Origin of the sequence: Streptomyces boluensis (assembly GCF_009908195.1) — a bacterium.
Classification (GTDB): Bacteria; Actinomycetota; Actinomycetes; order Streptomycetales; family Streptomycetaceae; genus Streptomyces; species Streptomyces boluensis.
Map to the genome: position 1 here is coordinate 1 of NZ_JAAAHS010000715.1, position 1,343 is coordinate 1,343.

The 1,343-nt window shown below is 73.9% G+C and carries 1 protein-coding gene and 1 pseudogene; both read right to left on the reverse strand.

Features of this window, described 5'->3' with window-relative positions; translation table 11 throughout:
* On the reverse strand, positions 1-910 hold a 910-nt coding region (locus GUY60_RS37675; protein WP_161705997.1), incomplete at its 3' end, for a sugar phosphate isomerase/epimerase family protein.
* A 119-nt stretch (positions 911-1,029) separates the two neighbouring features.
* Positions 1,030-1,343: pseudogene (locus GUY60_RS37680) on the reverse strand (SCO3242 family prenyltransferase); the annotation flags it as partial.

The window sequence follows — 1,343 nt, forward strand, 5'->3', positions numbered from 1 at the left end:
GGTCGAGCGTGGACGGGTCGAGCGTGGCCGGGTCGGTGGGTGACGTGGGCGGCGCCCAAGTGGACGTCGGCGTGGGTGCGGCCTTACGGAGGAAGTGGAGGGATTCTTCGGCGAGTTGGGGGCCGGCGTGGGAGTGGCGGGGCAGTTCCACGACGGTCAGCCCTTGGTAGCCGGTGGCGGCCAGGGCGTCGAGCACGGGTGGGAAGTCGATCTCTCCGGTACCGAAAGGGAGGTGTTCATGGACGCCGCGCCGCATGTCCTCGATCTGTACGTGCCGCAGCCAGGGCGCGGCCGCGGTGACGCAGGCGGCGGGCGAGGTGGGCTCCAGGCACTGGCAGTGCCCGATGTCCAGGGTCAGGCCGAGTGCGTCCGGGTCGCCGAGTGAGCGGCGCAGGCGGTGGAAGTCGCCCAGGCAGGACAGGAGATGACCCGGCTCGGGCTCGACCGCCAGCGGGACCCCGGCTTCGGTGGCCGCCGCGACGACGGGCTCCAAGGCTTCGACGAGGCGCCGCCAACCCGCCTCGGGGTCCGTGCCCTCGGGCAGCGTGCCGCTGAAGCAGTGCACGGCGTGTGCGTCCAGGTCGGCGGCGACCTGGACGGCCCGCAGGAGCAGGTCGACCCGCGAGGCCCGCCCGTCCGGGTCGGCGTCGAGCAGGGACGGGCCGTGCTTGCGCCGGGCGTCGAGCACGTACCGCGCACCCGTCTCCACGGTCACGGAGAGGCCGAGCTGGTCGAGGCGACGGCGCAACCGGCGGGTGCGTGCGGCCAGTTCGGGGGCCATCGGGTCCAGGTGCATGTGGTCGAGGGTCAGGCCGAGGCCGTCGTACCCGAGGTCGGCGAGGAGGCCGAGGGCGTCGTCGAGGCGTAGATCGGTCAGGCCGTTGGTGCCGTAGCCGAAGCGAAGGGTCATGAGGTGACCGCCCTACTACCGGGAGGAGGAACGAGGGGGACTGAAGAGACTGGGGGGACTGAAGAGACCGGGGAGGACTGGTGCGAGGCGGGGCTGTGGGGCCGGGCCCTGGCCCTGGCTCATGTGGCGCTCACCCTTCTGCCCAGGCGCCGGGCGATGGGGGCGAGAGCCGCGGCGGTCAGGGCGGTGCCCAGCGATCCGGCGCGGGCGGCGAGTGCCGCCTGGAGCGGGATCATGGCGCGGATGCCACCGCCGACGGCACGTTGGGTGAGTTGCGGGGAGGGGTTGAGGGCGGCGTGCAGGAGCGGCCGGGCCGCCGTGGCCGCGTACGCGAGGCCGAACGCCTGGTGGAGCGAGACCCGCACTCCCCCGGCGACCGGCACCACGACGGAGTCGCGCGGCGCCCCACCACCGGAACCGAGCCCACCGGAAC